Here is a 17677-nt window from a genome sequence, read left to right as displayed (position 1 = left end):
TTACTTTTTTGAATGCAAAACAAGCTCATAAGAGCTTTTTATAATCGTTAAATCGCCTGATACACTCTTTGTGCTTTGCTGTTTATGCAAATTATTCCGCAAATCATCATTTAAGCTATCAAGCTCGTCCATTCTCTCTTTTAATCGCAGGATAATATCCACACCAGCAAGATTCACACCTAAATCTCTAGTAAGCTTTAAAATCGTCTTAATCTTATCCATATCTCGCTGTGAATAAAGTCGCATTTTCCCATCAGTGCGTGAAGGCTCAATAAGCCCCTCTTTCTCATACTGCCGCAAAGTCTGCGGGTGAATATCAAGTATCTTTGCTACTACGCTAATCAAAAAAACCGGTTCATCATAACTTGCATCCATGCTATTCCTTTCCTTATAGTTCTTTTTGTAACAACTCTTTTAACTCATCGCTTAGCGTATTAGAATCTGGTAATTTCGCATACACTTGCAAGATTAAATCCCCATATTGCCCCGTCTTTCTATCTTTAAAGCCTTTGTTTTTAATCCGCATTTTCTTACCATTTTGCGTATTTGCTGGAATCTTAATAATCATTTCTTCCCTTGCTGTTTTAATGCTTGCCTTATCTCCAAAAAGCATTGCTTTGAGTGGCACTTCTACAACTTGAGTGAGATTATAACCATCAATGCTATACCCTTCTTCTGGTGCTATCTCAATGGTGATTATCGCATCGCCCACCATATTGCCAAGCTTTTTACCTTTACCTTTTGCACGAAGTTTTGAACCGCTTGTAATGCCCTCTGGTATCTTTAACTCAAAGTTGGACCCATTTAAGTGCAAACGCAAAGTATCGCCTAACAACGCACTTTTAAGCGATATACTCGCCCTTGCTTCAATATCTAGGTCAATGCCATCACCCATACCATTATCAAAACCAAAGTTAAATGAGCTAAACCCCGCATTACTGCCATTAAAGCCCCTGCCACGCGCACCAAAAATATTCTTTAAAATATCATTTAAATCAGCACTTTGATAAGAGCGGCTAAAATCACTGAAATTTTGCCCATTAAACATGCTATCGCCATATTGATCGTATTCAGCCTTTTTTTGCGGATCGCTTAGAATCTCATACGCACCATTTATCTCTTTAAACTTTTCTTCAGCTTCTGCGGATTTATTCACATCGGGGTGATACTGCCTTGCAAGCTTTCTGTATGCTTTTTTAATCTCATCAGCACTTGCATTTTCACTAATATTTAATGTTTGATATAAACTTTTTGCCATATATACCTCGTAAAACTTTTAGTGTTATTATAGCATACAATATGAGTTTATGTATATAAACTTTATTTAGTTTGTATGAAAATGTGTGAGTGTTGTTAGTGGTGTATTATAAAACTTTTATTGAGATTTTTAGATATTTTTCTCCACAAAGACTAAATTTAGATTCTAATCTAATAGCAATAAAGCATAAAAAGTAGGGTATAATCTCAAGCTTTTAGTATCTTTGAAGCTTAGAGATAAAAAGATTTTAATATTTAAATGGGATAACATAATGTATAAATTATTATTTATATTTTCATGTGTATTGACTACGATCAACTTAGTGTCTGCAAAACAGATAAAAGAGTATGTTTTTATAGAATCTAGCGATATAGATTCCAATGGCATAACTCTAAACAATACAAAAATTGCAAATAATGCAGAATCTTTAACCCCCCCCTCCCCAACATTCCTAAAAGATTCTATAAATCAACAATTAGAATCTAAAGCATCTAATACCACACATACACAAAGCATAACACAACAAAAAGATTCTAATAATATCCCTAATGATTTACATTTCATATATGGTTTTGACTTTACATTCTTTGCGGATAATTTAGAGGATTCCTTTCCATATTGGGATACACGCACACTGCTTCAAGCAAGTATATTTCCTGAAATAGGACTGCATTTTTATGGGCAGAATCTTCGTGTCGGCGGATACTACATTATGAATATGGGCGAGAAAATCCCGCAATTTCCACAAAATGTAGGTTTGAGTTTATATTATGATACGCATTATAAAAATTTTAGTGGCTATTTTGGAATCTTTCCCAAAAAACATTGGATTGGCATGTATCCTAATCTCTACTATCGTAAGGACTTTTTACTGCAAAATCCTATGACAAATGGCTTTGGTCTGCAATATCAAAATAAGGGCTTAAAAGCGGAATTTATATTTGACTGGTATGGTGGGAATCTGCAAAAACGAATTGATGAGTTTTTAGCTCAAGGCTTCTTACAGCAGAATTTGTGGCATGATAATATCTTTCTTGGGGCTTCATTCCTGCTTTATCATACAAAAAATGATGAATTACTCAATCCTTTAAATACGATAAAAGATGTATGGCTGCTTGATAGATTGTATTATAACGCTTTTGTTGGCTTTGACTTGCAAAAGAGATTTATGCCCTATATGGATTCTATAAATCTTAGTTTAGGTGTGCTTGGGTCTGTGGAGCGTAAAAGGCGGCATTCTAGTGGGCTTGATCCTTTTTCTAACTCTCTTGGATTAGACTTTACACTCAAGGCACAATACAAGGGCTTTGGTGTGGAAAATAGCCTGTATTATGGGCAGGGGCAAATGAAGTATTTTAGCGAATATGGAGAAACTTTATATTGGGGATTGCCCTTTTATCAAGCAAGATTCTATGATAGAATGGAGATGTATTGGGAGTATAAAAATGCGTATAGTGCGACTCGTTTTAGTTTTATATTCCACTTTACAGATACAAAGATCGCAAATACACAAATGCTAACAATAGTCCTTGATACGCATGAGTTATTTAAGAAACTTGCAAAAAGGCAATAGATTTTATCGTGCTAAAAGTTATAAATTTTGATATAATTCCGCATGGATTTACTCCAAATTTACTTTAAAAGGTGTTGTATGAAGAAGTTTTTCTATGCTTTTTTGCTGATGATAGGAAGTGCAGTGATGTTACAAGCATTATCGATTGAAAGAATGCAAAGACCAAAGCCAAATGTAGTTATCCTAGCGACTGGTGGGACTATTGCGGGATCGATTGATTCTAATATCAAAACGACTGGTTATACTGCGGGTGTTGTAGGTGTTGATGTATTGATTAATGCTGTGCCAGAGATTAAGAATCTTGCGAATATTAAGGGAGAGCAAATCGCAAATATCGATAGTGCGGATATGACTGATGAGATATGGCTAACTCTTGGAAAACGCGTAAAGAGCCTTTTAGCAAGTCCTGATGTAGATGGTATCGTTATCACACATGGCACAGATACGATGGAAGAGACTGCGTTTTTCTTGCATTTAACAATTCAGAGTGATAAGCCTGTCGTGCTAGTAGGTGCTATGCGACCAAGCACAGCTATGAGTGCTGATGGTCCTAAGAATCTCTATAATGCAGTAGCCCTTGCTGCAAGTCCAAAGGCACGAAATAAAGGCGTTATGATCGCTATGAATGATAGGATTCAGAGTGCAAGAGGTGCTACAAAAACACATGCCCTAAATGTTGAGACTTTTAAATCCCCAAATAGTGGCGATATGGGCTATATCCTTGATGGAAATGTGTTTTTTAACTACGCTCCATTGCAACCACACACAAGAAAAAGTATCTTTAATATAGATAGAATAGAATCTTTGCCAAAAGTTGATATATTGTATTCTTATGCAAATGATGGCTCTGGTGTTGCTGCTAAGGCTTTGTTTAAGGCTGGGACAAAAGGCATTGTTGTAGCGGGAAGTGGTGCTGGTAGTATCCATAAATATCAAAAAGAAGTGCTAAAAAGTCTTATGCAGCAAGGCTTAGTAGTCGTGCAAAGCTCAAGAGTTGGCTCTGGCATTGTGCTTGCAAATAGTGATGATTCTAAACTTGGATTTATCGGTGCACATGATCTAAATCCACAAAAAGCACGAATTTTACTCATGCTTGCTTTGACAAAAACAAACAAAACAGATGCTATTGCAAAGATTTTTGAAACTTATTAAACATGCTTTAGTCTATTAGGCTTGAATTAATTGAAGTCTTTTGAGACTTTTAAGCTATTGTGATAGCTTTATGGGAATCTTTAAGCTTTGCTTGATTCTCATAAATTCATTCTTATGTGTATTTTGCTTTTACTTAATCTTGTCGTGCGATTCTAGATAATTTCTTACTTTATGTATTTTGTAGTATAGTTTTGGTGTTGTTGTGTCTTTTTTTGATTATATCCTTGCTTAGTTTTCTTTTAAGTTTTAAAGTGATATGAAATCTTTAAGGTAATAGTAGAATCTAAAACGATATAGAATCTTGTAGTTTTTTATTGGATATTTAGATATTGACTTTATTGTAGATTCTGTGTTGTGTTTTATAAAATATTATAATCTTTACAAAGATTAATCGATTAATCTCACAATATTTTATGGTAAATAACTAAATAAAAATGATTGGATATAATTGCATGAAAAAGGAAAAAGAATGCAGCATACAAATCTAAATGAAGTGAGTATAACTATAGAATCCGCATTAGAATCATGGGATTTTGATAAGGTATATAGCTTATATAAAGAAAATATAACACAAGATTCCAATGATTTAAAAATGGATTTTTGTGTATTTCTACATGATATTGGGAAACTCGATGAACTATTGCAATTTATAAAAGCGGATTCTAAAAATAATAGCGACACATTGCAATGTCCACAATTTTGGGATAACGCTAAATTAAATTGGGGTGGGGTGGGGGGTATTGCCCTAACACAAACACATATAGAAGCAGACACAGCAACACTATATGAAGACTTTAGACTTAAACAAAAATTAAGTCCTAATTTTTTACTCAATAGATTTATTGCAGATGACGCTTTAACTGCTAATATCGCATTTTGCATTATGCAAAATTATATGAAGGATACAGACAATAAGATAATTCGAAACTATTTTCTTAAAAATACATTGCATTATTTCTATAAAGCAGATACAGCAAAACAACAAGAATTTTTTACTCCAAAAAACCCACCATCTTTTATAATATTTTTAAAACTAATTAATGACGAAAATGGTCTTGGTGCAGCACAATGTTATAAGGAATGTATAGGGCATTACAGAAATATATTACTTCAGCAATGTAAAGACTTATCCCATCTTATTCCACAAATAACTGCTAAACCACACACGGAATATAAAAAGTTTGCAATTTGTTTATATGGAATCTTGCGTGGCGATTATATAGCCACACTTGAAGATATTATTACAAACCTTGCTATACCCTTAAATGCTGATGTGTTTTTATTTACTTGGGATACATATCAAGTTTGGCCGGGGTTGTGCGGATGGGGAAATTGGGTATTGCGTATGCTAGAGCCAACATTTTATGAAGCTGTGCCATTTGAAATTTCATATCGTTCGCATTTTCCCAAGCTTTTCCCAAATGTATTTCAAAAGATTAATTCTGAATATAATGTAGCACTGGATATAAATGATATAAAAGATTTGCAAAGCAAATATCCTTGCCTCAAAACTTATGAAATTATCAATCAAGAACAAACGCAATATGAAGGTAAAGAATTAGGCGGTGGTTATCATCTTTACTATGGCATACATAGAGCAATCGAACTTATGAGGCAACATGAAATATCGCATAATATTACCTATGACTTCATTTTTACACTACGAAGTGATGGTGACATACAATATAAAGAAGGCAATCGAGAACAAATTTTACAAGATCTTCAAACGTGCAAATCTGATGAAATATTTGATACTTTAACTGATGATGGTAATAATAATATTACGATATATGGACCAAGAGATGTAATGCTTGCTCTTGGATCTTTGTATAATTTTATCAAAGCATTGCAAGTTGAGACTTATAAGGATATACGATACAATAATCACAATATGTCTTTTTTATATCTCACTATGTGTGGTGTGGTTAAAAACAAAACTGCATTAATCGACCAGCAGTATGGGCTAGGCAATAAGAGTCAAAAAGGAATGTTGTTCCCAGATATACAGCAAGAACTATTGCTAGATATAGAGACTTTGCGGCAAACATATGCCGTCAATTCGATTAAATTACAATCTTTTATAGAAGCATTTGAGATTCTAAAAAAGGTATATCCAAATACTCATTTAAACAAAGATGTAATTACTCAAAAAATAAATCATATGGATCCTATTCGAGAGGTAGGGGCACAAAAGGCAGGGTATAGTTGGTATGTGGCTGAAGAAGAAAACCGCTACATTCCCCCACAGGATTTAAAGCCTCTATTTAAGGTTATAAAATTCATGGGCAAATATTTTCCAAATGCAAAAGTGAGACGACAGGCTAGGCATTTCACTGATTTTTTCAACTTTTTATACAAAAAAGTTTATGGAAAACATTTGTAATTGTGTAGTTTTGACATTATCCTGCCCCCCCCTTTTTTTCAAATAATATAGAATCTTGTGGCTTTTGCTCCAGATTAGCTTTATATAGATTCTATATTGTGCTTATTTTTATTGCTTCTAAAAGATAATTTTATGATTATTAACATATATCAATTTTTATTTTAAAACTATTGTTTATTATTGCATTGCATTTTATTATAAAGGATTTTTGATGTTAGATAAACAAACAATAGAGATTGTAAAAAGCACAATACCGGTTTTAAAAACACATGGTGAAACAATCACAAAGGAATTTTATAGAATCTTATTTGATGAGTATCCACAAGTTAGAACTATGTTTGATATGACAAAGCAACAAAATGGTAAGCAGCCAAAGGCACTCGCCATGGCAATACTACATGCTGCAATGAATATTGAGAATCTAGATACAATTCATTCGCAAATAGAATCCATTGGCAAAACACATGTTAGATTAAATGTAAAGAAGGAGCATTACCCAATCGTTGGAGCATGTTTGATAAAAGCGATTGAAAATGTGTTGCAAGAAAATGCAACTAAAGAGATATTGCAGGCATGGGAGAAGGCATATCAAGAAATTGCAAATTATTATATACAAGTAGAAGAGAAAATGTATACCTTAAAAACAGAGTAGCCATACTATGCAGGTCATTATTGATAAAAATATGTTGCTACGCAATATATTTATTGTGGAATAGAGTAATCATTTTTATCCAATAATCCAGTATAATACCCATTTGCATTGCGATAAAACTACAAAAGCAAAAGCATAAAGGCTATATCATGCAAACATACTGGCTACATAAAAATACAGATAGCAAGATTCTTATACTCTTTTTTGCAGGTTTTGCAAGTCATTGCACGCATTACACGCATTTAGATTCTAAAGCCAATGTGCTTTTATTGCATGATTATACTGACTTTACATTTGATATAAATTTAGAGTTAGAGAAATATGATTCAATCTATCTTGTAGTCTATTCTATGGGGGTTAGCATAGCTGCTAGACTGCCTTTATCTCACATACCTTTATCTCGCAAAATTGCCCTTAGTGGCACAGAATCTGGCATAGATAAATTAAAAGGCATTAATCCTGCTATATTTCGCCATACGATAAAAAACCTTAATATAGATGACTTTAAAAGGGCTATTTTTGGGGAGAATCTAGACAGGACCAAAGATTTTCACTTCGCTTCTATCTCGCATTTAAAGGCTGAATTGCAATGTATTTATGATTTTTGCATGACTACACCACACACACCACTCACATGGGATAGAATCTATATTGCAAAAAATGACACGCTTTTTTTACCACAAACCTGCCACAAAGCCTTTGAAAATAGCAAAAGTGCAATATGCGAGTTGGCTTCATGGCATTATCCATTTTTTGCCTTTGATACATGGGAGGGGCTATGTGCTATCAATTAGAGCGTTTCTTAAAAGCCCAGCAAAGTTATAAAGACAACACGCCCATTCAAGCCTATATGCGAGATTGCTTACTCAATATGCTTTTAGACACAAAAAGAAAAGATTTTTCATATATATTTGAGTTTGGTTGTGGGCAGTGTGAGCTTACCTATATGCTGACTGAAAGGCTAGATTATAAGCAATATATTTGCAATGATATAAACGAGTATAAGGACATAAAGTTGCCGCAAAATACACAGAATCTTTGCTTTGATATGCGTAATATTACACGCACAGAGATTTACTCAAAAAAGTTTAATCTCATCGCTTCAAACGCATGTTTGCAATGGTTGCCTTTTGTTGAAACCTTGCAGAATCTAAAACATATTTTGCTTTCACAAGGCTTTCTACTTATTGGCACATTTGGTATTGATAACTTTAGAGAGATAAAAGAGATTACAGGCATAGGACTGCCTTATATAGAATCTTGCATTATAAAAAAGCATTTACAGAGTGATTTTGAGCTATTAGCATGGCATGAAGAGCGTATTTCTCTGTCGTTTGAAAGCCCACTTGAAGTCTTTCGCCATATCAAAAAAGGCGGGGTAAATGCCCTGCAAACACGCTTTATCAAAAAATCATGGCTGACACAATATACAGATTTTTATAACAACACACTCACTTATCATATCATCTGCTTCCTTGCTAAAAAACGCTAACTTTTAAAGATTCTAAAATGCTTTGGATTGTAATAATTCATAAGATAGATAGTAAAAATAGATATGATTCCCCCGATAATTGTGTGTGTTTGTGGCATCTCATCTAAAATCAGCCATGCAAATAAAAGTGTTGAAGGCGGCGTAAGCAGGGCATAAATCCCACCTTGTGTTACACCCAGCACATATAAGCCACGATAATAAATCGTTGTGGAAAAAGTCGTGCAAAAAAGTGCAGTAATAAGGGCTAGAATCCAAAAATTCATACCCAATTCCCCCAAAGGTGCAAGACCATAGTATAAAAAACTAGGCAGCAAAAAAAGTGCTGTGCAAAGACTAGAATAAAAGCTTAGCGATATAGCAGATACATATTCTGTTGCATAACGAGAGCTAATAATTAGCATAGCCCATGCTAATGCCGCAAGTAGAAAAATGACATTAAAAGGCATAAATATTGCACGCCAGTTTTCAAATAAATTAATGAGAAAAACACCTGCTAAGATTCCAAAAAATAACGCCCATTTTTCCCTTTTAAGCAATGTCGTTTGCTTCATAAAGCTATACAAAAACGCCGCAATAATGATTGGCAAAACCTCCGCGATAACCCCAGCACTCCCCGCATCACCATACAATAGCCCCATATACATAAGATAGCTATAAGCAGTGTTAAATATACCTGTAAGTAGCACAGGTATAAGAGCTATTTTTGGAATCTTAAAGGGGATTTTATAGATATACATAATCGGTAAAAAGCTAAGGCTTACGATGATAAATCGGATACATGAAGCTTGCTCGGGATTTAGCGTCTCACTCATAATCTTTGATAGGGGCCACACAAGTCCCCAACCCATCATAGCAAGTATCATAAGAATTTTCATAGAGATAACTCCAAAGCGTGATAGAAAGAGAATTTAGATTCTAAAATCGCAGTAAATAGTAATGCAGAAAAACTTAAATCACGCTTAAGAATCTAAGTTTTTAAATCGCATTTTTCTACATTGAAATAAACTTCTGCAAAGTAGCTAGAGTGTGTTATGTTTTATTAAATTTTTATGTCTTATTTGCAATGTTATGTATAAGAATATTTTAGCACTCATTAACTTGAAATCTAAGCTGCATTTAAATAAGCTAGGTTTGGATTGCCACAATATGCAATAAAAACGAAATTTTGTCATATTAAACGGATAAAATCGAATAAAACGCATTATAATACTTTCTACATTTATCTTAAGGGAGAAGTGGATATGAAAGGTTTTACCAAAGAAGATATGATTTGGGTGCTTAGTCTTTTTGGCACGGCGATTGGGGCTGGCGTTTTGCTATTGCCTATTAATGCTGGTTTGGGTGGGCTGATACCGCTTTTTGTGATTTTAATACTTGCTTATCCTATGACTTATTTAGCTCACAGAGGGCTTTGTCGCTTTGTGCTTGGTAGCGATAAACCTAGTGATGATATCACTTTTGTTGCTGAAACTTACTTTGGCAGGGGCGGTGGCTTTTTGGTTACACTTTTGTATTTTTGTGCGATTTTACCTATTTTGCTTGTATATAGCGCAAACCTTACAACGACACTAGAGCAGTTTTTTGTCAATCAACTGCATTTAGACGCGCCAAATAGGCTTATAAGCTCATTTATAATTGTTGCATTACTTGTGCTTGTGTCTATCTCTGGCTCTAATATCGTTACAAAAGCGATGAGTATGCTTGTATTTCCTTTTGTATTAATCCTTATTGCGATTTCACTTTTTCTTATACCGCATTGGAATGGGGCTTTGTTTGCACATCTTAGCCTAGATTCTGTTGTCGCTGATATGAAGGGTTCAAACTTTTGGCTTACACTTTGGCTTGTGTTTCCTATCTTAGTTTTTAGCTTTAATCACTCGCCAATTATTTCTTCACTTGCATGTCATTGTAAGGAAAAATACCCTGATTGTGCAGAGAAGAAGTCTTCACAAATTATTTCTTATGCGGTTATTATGATGGTTGTGGTGGTTATGTTTTTTGTATTTTCATGTGCGTTATGCCTTAGTCCGCAAGACTTTGCAAACGCTAAGGCAGAAAATGTAAATATTCTTACTTATATCGCAAATAAATATCCAGAAGCTACATTTCTAGCGTATGTATCGCCTATTGTTGCTTTGATCGCTATGAGTAAAAGCTTTTTGGGGCATTATTTAGGCTCACAAGAGGGCTTAAATGGTGTGCTTTATAAGGCATCAAATGGAAAAATTACTGGCAAACTTGCAAACACACTTACCGGTATATTTACCTTTCTTATCGCATGGTATGTGGCATATAAAAATCCTAGTGTCATTGGCATTATAGAATCTATTGGCGGTCCTGTGCTTGCTATCTTGCTATTTATCATGCCTGTATATTGCATTTATAAATTTGATGTGTTAAAGAGGTTTAGAAATCCAATTTGTGATGGATTTATCGTAGTTATGGGGCTTATAGCAATTTCAGCGGCAATTCATGGATTGCTATAATATCAATAGATAAGGGGCGTGCATGAGTAATTTAAATATTTTTAAAATCGGTGTAGGACCATCATCATCACATACTTTAGGACCATTAATAGCAGGGAATCTTTTTTGTAAAAAGCTAGATTCTGTGTTGCAAGATGTAGAACGAGTCGAAGTAAGCCTTTATGGCTCTTTATCACTTACAGGCAGGGGACACTTAACGGATAGGGCAGTGATTTGGGGATTAAGCAATGTGGAGGCAAGATCGTTAAAAGCAAACTTGCAAGCAGAGATAAATGAGAAAGCACTCAATCAAAATAAACTCAATCTTTGTGGTAAAAAAGAGATTGCATTCTCTTATGATAGAGATATTATCTTTTCTAATGACTTTTTAGAGTTACATGAAAATGGCATGTGTATAAAAGCCTTTGATTCTAGTAATAAAGAGATTGCAAATCAAGTGTATTATTCTGTTGGTGGTGGTTTTGTAAAGACTGAAGAGGAATTAAAAGAAGGCGATATGGAATCAGATTCTAATAATATAGATATGAGTATTGAAAATGCTACAAAAGCCTTGTATCTGTGCGATGAAAAGCAGGTTAATCTCGCACAACTCTCACTGATGTATGAATTGCAATTTAACACAGAAGAATACATAAAGGCATATTGCCTTGAGATTTGGCAGGTTATGCAGGAAGTGTATGAAAATGGCACAAATCCTACGCAAGAGTATCTACCCGGAAAGCTTCATTTACGCAGACGCGCAAAAGGGTTGCATGAAAGAGTGAAAGCTACAACAGATCCTATGGGTATAATTGATTTTATCTCGTTGTATGCAATAGCCATTGCTGAAGAAAACGGCAGCGGTGCAAAAGTCGTTACCGCCCCAACAAATGGTGCATGTGCGGTTATACCTGCTGTTATGTTGTATCTTAAGAATCATACAATAGGATTTGGTGATAAAGAGGCGATCGACTTTTTACTCACTGCCATGCTTATTGGCTCATTTTACAAGAAAAATGCAAGTATAAGCGGTGCAGAAGCAGGCTGTCAAGCAGAGATAGGCTCGGCAAGCTCTATGGCAGCAGCAGCAATGGCAAGTGTGCTTGGCGCAGAAGCAAGAGTCGCATGTAATGCCGCAGAAATGGCAATGGAGCATCATTTAGGGCTTACTTGTGATCCTGTTGGTGGGCTAGTGCAGATTCCTTGTATTGAGAGAAACGCATTTGGTGCGATTAAGGCGATTTCAGCGGCTCGCATGGCAATGACAAGAAAAAGCATACCGATTGTAAGCCTTGATGAAGTGATTAAAACCATGTATCAAACAGGCAAAGATATGAATGCAAAATATAGAGAAACTTCACTTGGCGGTTTAGCAAAAACACTCTCAAGCGTGTGTTAATATTTGATTCAAGATTCTGTCTATGAAGCTTTTCGTGTTTTTTAGTTTATAGAATCTAATGTTTTAGAGAATGCGTAAATAGTTATATCGTGCTTTTTGAATGTTTTGCTGTAAGGAATCTAGACTTAGAATCTTATTTACAACTCTAAGTCTCTATGTATAAATGTAGCAAGACTTCTTTTTAAGGCTATTTAAGGGTGTAAACTTATAGCCCCTATGTTGCTAGTTAGGTTTTGAATAAAAACCCATATAGATTAAAACGCAGGGACAACTTCACCTTTATAAGTATCTTCTATAAATTTCTTTACCTCTGGGCTTTGTAGCGCTTTTTTCAACTCTAAAATATCTGGTTTATTCTCATCGCCAGCACGCACTACAAGGATATTAGCATAAGGTGAGCGAGAATCTTCAACAGCGATTGTATCCTTGCTTGATAAGCCATTTTGCATAGCAAAGTTACCATTAATCACAGCAAATGCTACATCATCAAGCATTTTAGGTAAAAGAGCTGCTTCTGCAGTTATTATCTTTAGCTTCTTTGGATTCTTCTTAATATCACGCAGTGTTGCGGTTAGATTCTTAGGGTCTTTTAGCACAATCACGCCATTATTATGTAAAAGTATCAAAGCCCTTGCTGCATTTGTAGGGTCAGAAGGGATAGCAATCTTTGCACCACTTTGCAATTCATCAAGCTTTTTTAGCTTCTTTGAATACACACCAAGCGGCTCTACATGCACTTGTCCAACACTTACTAGATTGAGATTTTTATCCTTATTAATCTTTTCAAGGTAGGGCAAATGCTGCATAAAGTTTGCGTCTAAAGATTTGTCTGCAAGGGCTAGATTTGGCGTTACATAATCTGTAAATTCCACGATTTTTAGCTGGACTCCCTTTTTATCTAACATAGGGATAACCGACTTTAAAATCGCAGCATGTGGCACGGGTGTAGCACCCACTTTCACCTCTCCTGCAAACATTGTTTGTAACGAACCTAAAGCTAAACCTGCAACTAATATGCTTGTGCTTACAAATTTTCTCATAACTGCTCCTTAATAATAAAATAAGCGTATATTCTAGCACAAAAACCAAGATTTATTTCATGCAAATTTTACAAACGCTACATTACTTTAAGATACATATATGAAAAATAAGGTTATAGAATCTTATTTTGTTACAATTTTAGATTCTGTTGTTGTTTTTTTGCCATATTTTACCCCTTGTTTGATGTAGAGATTATGCAAAGACTTGTGATATTTAACACTTGCTTATAAGCTAAGATTCTCAACAAGCCACGCATTATACGCATTTTCAGCCTTTGCTTCAAAAGATAGTATCTCTGGGACTTCATAGCTATGATGAGAGCAGATTAAAGATTGTATTTTTTCATAGCATTCTGGCAAGGTTTTTAAAATCAGCAAATATTCCTTGTCTTTGCATAGATTTCTTTTACCTTTTGAATCTTTCCAAACATAATGACTTTTTATCTTAAAATACTGCCCACAGGCAATAAGGCGAGATTCTAAAAGAATCTTAATAAGATTTTTTGCTTCCTTTTTTGTGGGCGTTGTGGTGTGGATAATTAGCATAAACTTCCTTTATAAAAATATTAAAGTATTATAACCTACTCTTTAAAAATTGCTCCACTTGCAACAGCCCTTAAAGTCTTGTATGAGATAAGCACCACCGCAAAAAATGCCATCACAAGCCCCAAAATCCCCAAAAGTCCATAAAAGCACTTAAAATCAATCATATATAAATCAAAACTCGCTATCCCAAAGGCACACAGCGGAAAGGTAAAAGCCCACCACGATGGTGTAAAGCTAAGCTTAGTAAAGATATTACCCAGACTTAAAAGCAATAGCACGAAAAACAACGCTACATTAAAACCCACAAAACTCAACGCATTATGGAATCCAAAAAGACTATGAAAATCCACCACAAAAATGCTAGGTGGTGCGATAAAAATAAAAAGTGTGGGGATAAATTTAGATTCCAAACTCTGCTCAAAGATTAACCGCTGCATTATCATCGCACTGAGTAGAATCCAAAAAAAGCAACCGATAGAAAAGAAAAAGAGTAATAATTCCTTTGGTGCGTTGATTAAACCACCACTCAAAGGCACGATTAGATTCCCTACAATTGGTATAAACCACGCAGGGGATAGCAAAGCACTCTTCATACTCTCTTTAAACCAAAAAGACATTACATATAAACTAAGCAGGAGTTGCAAAGCACTTGCCACATAAAAAAGCCCCAAAATCCCTTGCCATAGCAAATCTACTCCACTACTTAAATCACTCCAAAATGCCACGATGATAAGCATACTGATAGGAATGCTTGATAGGAAGTTAATCTTTACTTGATGCTTTAAATCCGCTTTAAACGCATTGAAATGATAAAGCATTTTTGCACCATAGCACACAAGCAAAAGGGCGAAAATAGCCACTGCCAACACCGCAAAGCCATACGCCCCCCACCATAGAAATGGTGCGACTGCCCCTTGCCAGCTAGAATCTAGGCTAGATTCTAGTGCGTTTGCTCCGCTATGAAGTGTTGTGCTATTAAAGGACGCATTTGCAAGTGCCACGCTACCAAAAACCACACTTGCTTTCTTTAGCACAAGGCTAAGTCCGCCTATCCCCATAACTGAAGCAAATAAGGCAATAGGTAAATTAGCGAGTTTAGATTCTGCCGATATAGCATTGTGTGGCTCTTTCATATTAGATTCTACTTTGATTTGGCTTGTAGAATCTGGGCTAGATTCTGTATTTACATTTTGCATAGCTTAGTCCTTATTTTGTGTGGATTCTGTGTTAGATACTTCGCCTAAAGGCTCAGTATGACAAGCGGTTGTTTTAGAATTTATATTGTTTTCTGCTACTTTATCCCTAGCCATTTTCACCCCCTCTTGCCACAAGCTATGTCGCTCCACAATGTAAGCTGAATCTACCCTGCCACTAAACATTGCCCTTAAAAGTGGGCGATTTGCCTTGAAAATGAATGCTGCTAAATGCCCGATGATTCCAAGTATGATGAGAAATATTCCAAGATTATGCAGTTGCGCACTCCATAGATACAAACTATCGCTTATATTCCACCCAGCAAGGTTTTTAAGCGTTTTAATTAAGCCGGTAATGATTAAAAGCAGCAGCACAAGCCCGATGAAAAAATATGCTAGTCTTTGCTCAGGTAGATATTTTTCACTCTTTGGTTCTTGCCCACCAAAAAGCATAGCCTTAATAATCTTTAGGCTTTTTACTCCATCGCCTTTTTTTGGAAAAATATCAAACTCTGCCCTTGCAATATGAAAATACAGATGGAATGCCACAAAAAATATGAGTCCAAAAGCTCCTACATAATGCAGCATAAGACTTATATGATAATCTCCACTCCACGCCATTAAAGGCAGCTCATTTATCATATACCGCTTTGACACAGGCATTTGGAAAATCCCACTTGCAATCAAAATAAATGTGCTAAATGCCACGCCCCAATGCACGATACGATTTTGCAGACTTTGACGCAATATCATAGATTCTGTTTTCATAATTTATCCTTTCTTTATATTCTTTTTAGATTTTGCCACAGCGATTGCCCCAGCGACTACACCAATAAGTGGTGCGGCTAACACACCTTTAATAAGGGCAGAATCTTCACTCACAAAGTTTTTTACCACCACATTCATATGCGGTCGCCCCATCTTTTGACTTTTAGAATCTAGCACACCATCTTCCTTGCCATACTTTCTAGCAATCGCTTCATCAATCTTTGTAAAATCAATTGAAGAGATATAAAAGGTGCTTGTGCCACCATTTTGTGTGTCTCCATAAATGAATTTACCTTCATTTTTCGCTTCTTCTACAAGGGCTAGAATCTTAGCCTTATCATCAAAAATGATCGCTTCTTTAGGGCATTGTGTCTCACACGCAGGTTTTTTACCCTGTGCGAGTAAATCCGCACACATATCGCATTTAAACATCGCTCCACCACCAGCAAGTTTTGGGGCGATTTTAAGATAGATTCCAACTCCAGCTTGTCTTTGCGGTATCCCCCACGGGCAGACATCACGGCATTTTGCCCCGCCAAAGCAGTAATGCTCATCAATATTTACAGCATTATTATCATCTTTACCGATAATCCCAAAAGGGCAGATTTTTTGACAAGTCGGGTCATCGCAATGCATACAGCGGCGTGGGACAAACACCTTTTTAGAATCTATCTCTAGCTCTTCTACAAAAGTCCAGTTATATGGACTTAGGCGTGATATATCATCTCTATTTTTAGAATAATCTTCATAGATTTTACGCGGGAAATATTGCGGAATGTCTTTTATCGGCTCGGGGAATCTAGCGGCATTTTTCTCTTTACACGCATTCACGCATTGTGGCATTTCATAGCCTTTGCAACCATCGCATTTATCAAGGTTTATAATACTTGCCTTGCCTTTAGTCTTGCTAAACTCACTTGAATCTATAAGCGATCTTGTTTCTTCTTTGCCCTCTTTTGTAGAATCGCTAGGTTCAGCATTTGCTCCAGCGACTAGCACAGGGGTGAGTGCTAGGGATTTTAAAAAGTTGCGTCTTTGCATTGAACTAACCTTTTTGAGATATAATTTTCTAGCATTGTATGCAAGTTTGAACGCTTTGTGTGTAACTTTATCACAAAAGGAAAATATGCAACCACTCACTAAAGACACCTTGATACAAATCAATACCACAATATGTGGCGATGAGAGAAGCCTTGAAGTATTGCATAATAAGGGCATTGTAAAAACATACACAAAGGGATATAGAATCTACCCTGATAGCGATGAATTGCTAGGCTTTTTGTATGTTTTAAGTGGGAAAGTTCGCTTTTTTAGCGTATCAAGTAATGCTAAGGAAATCACCATTTTTACCATAAGCGATAAGGAAAGCTGTATCATCTCTACAAGCTGTATTTTATCAAACATTAAGGCTGATGTGGTGCTTGAGTTTATGGAAGATTCTAGCGTGTTTATTCTGCCAAATAAGATTTTTGAGACACTCACACAGAGTAATGAATCTATTATGCGTTTTAATCTATCTTTAGTCTCTAAACGCCTAAAACAAGCCTTTGATACCATTAATGATGTAACCTTTAAAAGTCTCAAAAATCGCGTAGTAAAGTTTCTACTAAGTAACGCTAAAAATAACCGCGTAGAAGCAAGTCAAGAGAGCATAGCAAACAATATCGGCAGTGCCAGAGAGGCAGTTACAAGAGTGATAAAAGAGCTAAAAACACAAGGGCTAATTGAGACAAATCGCAATGAGATTGTGCTTAAA

Annotated in this window: 17 protein-coding genes; 9 read left to right on the top strand and 8 right to left on the bottom strand. The window is 35.5% G+C overall.

The window, feature by feature from the left end:
* Both T368_RS0105560 and T368_RS0105555 read right to left on the bottom strand, forming a co-directional pair.
* Entirely contained in the window at positions 1–375 is a 375-nt protein-coding gene (locus tag T368_RS0105560) for a heat shock protein transcriptional repressor HspR (RefSeq protein ID WP_004087982.1), read from the bottom strand.
* A gap of 13 nt (positions 376–388) precedes the next feature.
* Positions 389–1258 carry a DnaJ C-terminal domain-containing protein gene (locus T368_RS0105555; RefSeq protein WP_004087984.1) on the bottom strand — a complete coding sequence of 290 codons (870 nt, stop codon included), beginning with the start codon at positions 1256–1258 and terminating at the stop codon, positions 389–391.
* Positions 1259–1529: 271 nt separating this feature from the next.
* Here T368_RS0105555 and T368_RS0105550 point away from each other — a divergent pair, with 271 nt between their 5' ends.
* From T368_RS0105550 to T368_RS0105525, 6 genes are all read left to right on the top strand, one after another.
* Positions 1530–2831: a hypothetical protein gene (locus tag T368_RS0105550; RefSeq protein WP_004087986.1), complete on the top strand. Its 1302-nt coding sequence runs from the start codon at positions 1530–1532 to the stop codon at positions 2829–2831.
* Between the two features lie 126 nt (positions 2832–2957).
* Positions 2958–3983 carry a type II asparaginase gene (locus T368_RS13365; protein ID WP_004087987.1) on the top strand — a complete coding sequence of 342 codons (1026 nt, stop codon included), beginning with the start codon at positions 2958–2960 and terminating at the stop codon, positions 3981–3983.
* 469 nt (positions 3984–4452) lie between these two features.
* Positions 4453–6366, top strand: a complete 1914-nt coding sequence (locus T368_RS0105540) for a hypothetical protein (protein ID WP_004087988.1) — start codon at positions 4453–4455, stop codon at positions 6364–6366.
* Positions 6367–6577: 211 nt separating this feature from the next.
* Positions 6578–7018, top strand: coding sequence for a globin domain-containing protein (locus tag T368_RS0105535; RefSeq protein ID WP_004087990.1), 441 nt, complete (start codon positions 6578–6580; stop codon positions 7016–7018).
* Positions 7019–7167: 149 nt separating this feature from the next.
* A complete protein-coding gene (locus T368_RS0105530) occupies positions 7168–7812 on the top strand; it encodes a pimeloyl-ACP methyl esterase BioG family protein (protein ID WP_004087992.1) in 645 nt (214 codons plus the stop codon).
* Positions 7797–8510, top strand: a complete 714-nt coding sequence (locus T368_RS0105525; protein WP_004087994.1) for a methyltransferase domain-containing protein — start codon at positions 7797–7799, stop codon at positions 8508–8510. The genes T368_RS0105530 and T368_RS0105525 overlap by 16 nt, the downstream gene beginning before the upstream one ends.
* Here T368_RS0105525 and T368_RS0105520 read toward each other — a convergent pair.
* Positions 8507–9385 carry a DMT family transporter gene (locus tag T368_RS0105520; RefSeq protein ID WP_004087996.1) on the bottom strand — a complete coding sequence of 293 codons (879 nt, stop codon included), beginning with the start codon at positions 9383–9385 and terminating at the stop codon, positions 8507–8509. The two genes, T368_RS0105525 and T368_RS0105520, sit on opposite strands and share 4 nt — an antisense overlap.
* 366 nt (positions 9386–9751) lie before the next feature.
* Between T368_RS0105520 and T368_RS0105515 the strand changes: the two genes are divergently transcribed.
* Both T368_RS0105515 and T368_RS0105510 read left to right on the top strand, forming a co-directional pair.
* Entirely contained in the window at positions 9752–10996 is a 1245-nt protein-coding gene (locus T368_RS0105515) for an aromatic amino acid transport family protein (protein WP_004087998.1), read from the top strand.
* Positions 10997–11018: 22 nt separating this feature from the next.
* On the top strand, positions 11019–12374 hold the full coding sequence (locus tag T368_RS0105510) for an L-serine ammonia-lyase (protein WP_004088000.1): 1356 nt from the start codon (positions 11019–11021) through the stop codon (positions 12372–12374).
* Positions 12375–12628: 254 nt separating this feature from the next.
* Here the strand turns inward: T368_RS0105510 and T368_RS0105505 are convergent, their stop codons facing one another.
* From T368_RS0105505 to T368_RS0105485, 5 genes are all read right to left on the bottom strand, one after another.
* Positions 12629–13414, bottom strand: a complete 786-nt coding sequence (locus T368_RS0105505) for a MetQ/NlpA family ABC transporter substrate-binding protein (RefSeq protein WP_004088003.1) — start codon at positions 13412–13414, stop codon at positions 12629–12631.
* 225 nt (positions 13415–13639) lie between these two features.
* Complete coding sequence (gene cutA, locus T368_RS0105500) at positions 13640–13960, bottom strand: divalent-cation tolerance protein CutA (RefSeq protein ID WP_004088004.1); 321 nt, start codon at positions 13958–13960, stop codon at positions 13640–13642.
* A 35-nt stretch (positions 13961–13995) separates the two neighbouring features.
* Positions 13996–15156, bottom strand: a complete 1161-nt coding sequence (locus T368_RS14895) for an SLAC1 family transporter (protein WP_004088005.1) — start codon at positions 15154–15156, stop codon at positions 13996–13998.
* A 3-nt stretch (positions 15157–15159) separates the two neighbouring features.
* Positions 15160–15921 (bottom strand): cytochrome b/b6 domain-containing protein, encoded by a 762-nt coding sequence (locus tag T368_RS13360; RefSeq protein ID WP_004088006.1) that lies wholly within the window; start codon positions 15919–15921, stop codon positions 15160–15162.
* A 3-nt stretch (positions 15922–15924) separates the two neighbouring features.
* Entirely contained in the window at positions 15925–16962 is a 1038-nt protein-coding gene (locus tag T368_RS0105485) for a 4Fe-4S dicluster domain-containing protein (RefSeq protein WP_004088007.1), read from the bottom strand.
* An 85-nt stretch (positions 16963–17047) separates the two neighbouring features.
* On the opposite strand from T368_RS0105485, the gene T368_RS0105480 reads away from it, so the two are divergent.
* A partial coding sequence (locus tag T368_RS0105480; protein ID WP_211248555.1) for a Crp/Fnr family transcriptional regulator occupies positions 17048–17677 on the top strand: 630 nt, incomplete at its 3' end.

Source organism: Helicobacter bilis ATCC 51630 (assembly GCF_000686565.1).
GTDB lineage: Bacteria > Campylobacterota > Campylobacteria > Campylobacterales > Helicobacteraceae > Helicobacter_A > Helicobacter_A bilis.
This window is presented reverse-complemented; position numbering and strand designations above follow the sequence as displayed.